Source organism: Arthrobacter sp. Y3223164 (assembly GCF_059091005.1).
Map to the genome: position 1 here is coordinate 1 of NZ_JBNHGF010000236.1, position 4,537 is coordinate 4,537.

At 66.3% G+C, this 4,537-nt stretch carries 5 protein-coding genes; all 5 read left to right on the forward strand.

Annotation, left to right across the window (positions count from 1 at the left end; genetic code table 11):
- Positions 1–435 precede the first annotated feature (435 nt).
- Entirely contained in the window at positions 436–753 is a 318-nt protein-coding gene (locus AC5RUJ_RS11605) for a flagellar FlbD family protein (protein WP_494012690.1), read from the forward strand.
- Positions 754–1,575 carry a motility protein A gene (locus AC5RUJ_RS11610; RefSeq protein WP_494000442.1) on the forward strand — a complete coding sequence of 274 codons (822 nt, stop codon included), beginning with the start codon at positions 754–756 and terminating at the stop codon, positions 1,573–1,575. It abuts the gene before it with no gap.
- Positions 1,572–2,663 carry an OmpA/MotB family protein gene (locus tag AC5RUJ_RS11615; RefSeq protein WP_494128379.1) on the forward strand — a complete coding sequence of 364 codons (1,092 nt, stop codon included), beginning with the start codon at positions 1,572–1,574 and terminating at the stop codon, positions 2,661–2,663. Before AC5RUJ_RS11610 ends, AC5RUJ_RS11615 begins: the two co-directional genes overlap by 4 nt.
- Positions 2,664–2,805: 142 nt before the next feature.
- Positions 2,806–3,723 carry a flagellar motor switch protein FliM gene (locus AC5RUJ_RS11620; RefSeq protein WP_494022517.1) on the forward strand — a complete coding sequence of 306 codons (918 nt, stop codon included), beginning with the start codon at positions 2,806–2,808 and terminating at the stop codon, positions 3,721–3,723.
- The gene (fliN, locus tag AC5RUJ_RS11625; RefSeq protein ID WP_493979153.1) at positions 3,720–4,418 is read left to right on the forward strand and encodes a flagellar motor switch protein FliN; all 699 of its coding nucleotides are present in this window, start codon (positions 3,720–3,722) and stop codon (positions 4,416–4,418) included. The genes AC5RUJ_RS11620 and fliN overlap by 4 nt, the downstream gene beginning before the upstream one ends.
- Positions 4,419–4,537: the final 119 nt, after the last annotated feature.

The following is a 4,537-nucleotide window of genomic DNA, read 5'->3' on the forward strand; positions in this document are numbered from 1 at the left end:
TCTGCCTGCTCCACCACGACCTGATCGAGCAAGGGAACTGGGAGATCAACGTCGTCGACGGCATCCCCTGGTTCACCCCGCCGGACTACATCGACCCCCGCCGCAAACCGCTGCGCAACACCTACTGGCACACCCACATCCCACCCCAACCACTCCAAGCCACTGGATGATGAGGCAGGCCTCCCGCGATGCCCGCTGTCCAGTCTTGCTACGGGAGCTACGGGATGAATCACCACCCAGACAGCAGCTGGGGCCTTCTTTAGGGTCGCTGAGTGAATGTCTTGCTGCGGCAAGACCCGGAATCAGGACCAAGTCCAGCCACTCTCCGCGTGACGCGCGCGACAAGTGGGCTGGGCAGCTAACCGCGGGGCGCGCGCGGCCGAAGGTAGTAGGTAGCGGCTCACCGGAGCCCTCGAGAGACCTGGGACGGGGCCAATGATCGTAGTAACGCGGCTGAATGACAGCCAGTTTGCGGTCAACCCTGACCTGATTGAGCGCGTCCATTCCAACCCGGACACCACTTTGGTGATGGTTGACGGCGCCAAGTACATCGTCATCGAGACGATGAGCCAGGTCATCGAGATGATCGCCAGCTACCGCGCCTACGTGCTGCACCTGGCCCGTGAGTTGCCGCCTTCAGTCCACCAGCACGGTCACCCCCAGCTCGGCCTCGTGCCACCAGCCGCCCCGGCCCCCGGAGACGACTCCGCGGACCCCGGCAACACTGTGCCGCTGCGCCCTAGGAATACGTAAATGGATCCCGCAACACTTATTGGCCTCCTGCTGGCCTTCGGCTCGCTCTATGCCATGATCACCCTCGAGGGCGCCCACGTCTCGGCGCTCCTCATCCCGGCTCCCATGATCCTGGTCTTCGGTGCAACTATCGCCGTGGGCTTGGCCAGCACCACCCTCAGGGACGGCCTGCACGCCTTCAAAGCGTTGCCCCGGGCTTTCACCGGCAAGGTGGCGAAGCCCCAGACGGTCATTGACCGAGTCGTCGAGCTGGCCGAAAAGGCGCGCAGCGAGGGCCTGCTGGCACTGGACGCAGAGGCGACCGAGGAAAAGGACCCGTTCATGCAGCGGGCGCTGCAGAACATCGCCGACGGCACCGACGGCGAGGAACTGCGGATCCTTCTCGAAGACGAGATCAGCACGAAGGCGCGCGCCGATCGCCAATCCTCCAAGTTTTTCATGGGCATGGGCGGCTACGCCCCGACCATCGGCATCATCGGCACCGTCGTATCGCTGACGCACGTGCTGGAAAACCTCTCCACCCCGGACACCCTCGGACCGATGATTGCGACGGCGTTCGTCGCCACGCTGTGGGGATTGCTCTCCGCCAACTTCATCTGGCTGCCGATCGGCGGCAAGCTGAGGCGCTTGGCCGACCTTGAAACCGAGCGCATGACCCTGCTGATGGAAGGCATGCTGGCCGTCCAGGCCGGCAGCCAGCCGCGGCTGTTGGGCGAACGCCTGCGTGCCATGGTTCCGGAGCATGAGATGGGCGCGGGGAAGCCGGCCAAGGAAGGCAAATCCGGGAAGTCCGACGACAAGCCTGCGGTCAAGGCAGCATGAAGTCGCGGCGCCCGCGCCGGCCTCTCGGCGCGGAAGAGGACGAGCACCCGGACGAGCGGTGGATGGCCTCCTACATGGACATGGTCACCGTGCTGATGTGTATGTTCATCGTGCTCTTCGCCATGTCCACGGTGGATGCGGCGAAGTTCGAGAAGCTGGCCAACTCGTTGGCCACGGGTTTCGGCGTGGAACGCACGCAGGCGGTCGACACGGCCGAAGGGGTAGTGGTCCCGTCTGAACTCATTGACGAGGAGGGCCAGGGGTTTACCAGTGGCGACGCCGAAGAGGACACCGAGGGTGAACTGAAAACCGATCTCGACGTGGCCATCAAGGAAGTCAACGACCTGCGCAACATCCAGGCAAAGATCACCAAGGGGCTGCAGGAAGAAGGCCTTGAAAAAGCTGTCCGCTTCCAGCTTGACGAGCGCGGCCTGACCGTTCGCCTGATCGGCAGCGAGACCTTCTTCGAGCCCGACTCGCCGGTGCTCACCCGGCAGACCATCAAGGTCCTGAACGTGGTGGGTCCGGTGCTGAGGCCGGTCGGCTACGAGCTGAAGGTGGAAGGGCACACGGCCCAGGTGCGCCACCTGGACCCGAACGCACTGGACTGGGAGCTTTCCTCGGAGCGTGCCGTGAACGTGCTGCGCCATCTGGTGGAAGACAGCGGCGTGGTTTCGAACCGCATCTCCGCGGTCGGGTTCGGCGAATCCAGGCCGCTGACCCGCAGCGGGAGTGATGCAGATCTCGCCATAAACCGCCGCGTGGACATTGTGGTGCTCTCCGGCCAGCCGGAGGCCATCCGCAACCTGATTCCCGAAGTCATGAAGGATCCTGCCGGTGCCGCTAAAGAGGCCGCCGCGGAACGTGCGGAATTGGCCAAGAAGGCCGCCGAAGCTGAATCTGCGGAAAAGGCGGAGGCCGAGTCGGCTGAAACCGAAGCCCCTGAGGACAAACCTGCCGAGCGCGTAGCAGGCGAACCGGGTAAAAGCTCCGGGCGCGACGTGGTTACCGGTAGTGGCCGCAGCGGCGGCCCGGGGCCGGACGCCACCTACGCGCCGGCGCCCGGCGGGGCATCCTCCGACCACTGAGCGCACGCCTTTGGCACCGGCCGGCCGGCGTTGGTAGTCCTCCCACTGAGCGCCCGCCTCTGACACGGCCGAGTTGGACGTGCGGCGGGGCACCCCACCCGCATTATCCAAACTCCTAACATGCCGAACCACGCTGCCGATAGTGCCTGCTGTGACGGTCCAGGAACATGCGCACTCTAGCGCGCCCGAAAAGCCGGCCAGAGCCGTCGAAGTTTACGACTTCCGGCGGCCGACCACCCTGGCGCGCGAGCATTCCCGCGTGCTGGAGTTGGCCTTCGAAACATTCGCCCGACAGTGGGGCACCCAGCTGACTGCCAAGGTCCGCGTGATCTGCACGGTCACGTCGGAGCAGGTCCAGATGCAGACCTACGACGAGTACGCGGCCTCGTTGCCGGCCAGTACTGCGATGGTTCTCTGCGCCCTCGATGACATCACCGGCAAGGCCGTGATCCAGTTTCCGACCAAGGCCGCGATGACGTGGGTCGACCATATGCTGGGCGGCAACGGCAGCCACGACTATCCGGACCGCAAGTTCACGCAGATTGAACAGGCCCTGGTCAGCCGGTTGATGGAGGATGCGCTGGAGGACCTGCGCTACTCGCTGGGTTCCCTGCTCACCACGCCCATCAGCCTGGACCAGATCCATTACAACTCGCAGTTCGCGCAGGCGGCGGCCACCAACGACCTGATGATCGTTGCCACCTTCGAAATCCGTGTCGGCGACCTGTCCGCGCCCGCCACGGTCGCCATCCCGGCCGAGGTACTGCTGACCCAGCTGCGTGATTCGTTCGCGATGAGCAGCCCGGCCAACGCGCGAAAACTGCTGGAGACCCAGCTGGTGCAAATCCCGGTGGACGTATCCCTGCAGTTCGCCCCCATGCGCGTGCGGCCCGGCCAGGTCCTCGACCTGGCCATCGGCGACCTGCTGCCGCTGCCGCACCCGCAACACCGCCCGCTGGATGTTGCCATCAACGGCGAACGGCTGGCACACGCCGCCGTGGGCGCCAACGGCAACCGCCTGGCCGGAGTCATTGTTACAACCGAGGAGAACGCCCGATGACACAGACCCAGACCCTTCAGGCTGCTGCCGCCGACGCGCTCCTGGGGCTGCTGCCCACCAACACGCCGCTCTACGCAGTGCGCCAGGATGAAGGCGGGCCGCTGCCGGGGCAGGTGGCCTCCGCCGTCGTCGGGTCCTTCGTGGGCGGAACCTCGGCCGACGTGGCCTTGGTGGTGGCCGACCAGGCCGCCCTGTCCGCCGCCGCGGGCACGGATTCCCCCTTGGTTTCGGCCGCCGACCTGTTGCGCCCGGCGCTGGAAGCTGCCACATCCGTGCTCGGCGCCGGTGTGCTGGGCGAGGCACGCGTCGGCAACGCCGCGGCGCTGTTCTCCGATCCGGAAGCCGCCGTCTTCAAGCTCACCGGCGGCGACGGCGAGGCCGGCGGCTGGTTCGCCATCCGGCTGCGCGAGAACCCGGCCGGCCACGGCGCCGACGACTCGGTGTTGGCCAAGCTGGGCCGCATCAACAACGTCGAAATGGCCCTGACGGTGGAAATCGGCCGAACGCGGATGTCCGTGCGCGATGTGCTGAACCTGGAACCGGGCGGCGTGATCGAACTGGACCGCTCGGCTGGCGCCCCCGCCGACGTGCTGCTCAACGGCCGCCTGATCGCCCACGGCGAGGTCGTCGTCGTCGACCAGGACTACGCCGTGCGCATCACCAAGATCCTCGACGTGCCCGAAGGACTCCTCTAGATGGAGACAGTCGTCCTTGCCGTGCGGGTAGCGCTCTCGCTGGCCGTGGTGCTGGGGCTGCTCTGGGTGCTGCAGCGCCGCTTCAGCCGCGGCGCCCGCACCGGCGCCCGCAAGCTGGT

Bases quoted from the DNA above. Each gene is read 5' to 3' on its own strand.
- AC5RUJ_RS11605 (WP_494012690.1), top strand. From the start codon at position 436: ATGATCGTAGTAACGCGGCTGAATGACAGCCAGTTTGCGGTCAACCCT.
- AC5RUJ_RS11610 (WP_494000442.1), top strand. From the start codon at position 754: ATGGATCCCGCAACACTTATTGGCCTCCTGCTGGCCTTCGGCTCGCTC.
- AC5RUJ_RS11615 (WP_494128379.1), top strand. From the start codon at position 1,572: ATGAAGTCGCGGCGCCCGCGCCGGCCTCTCGGCGCGGAAGAGGACGAG.
- fliN (WP_493979153.1), top strand. From the start codon at position 3,720: ATGACACAGACCCAGACCCTTCAGGCTGCTGCCGCCGACGCGCTCCTG.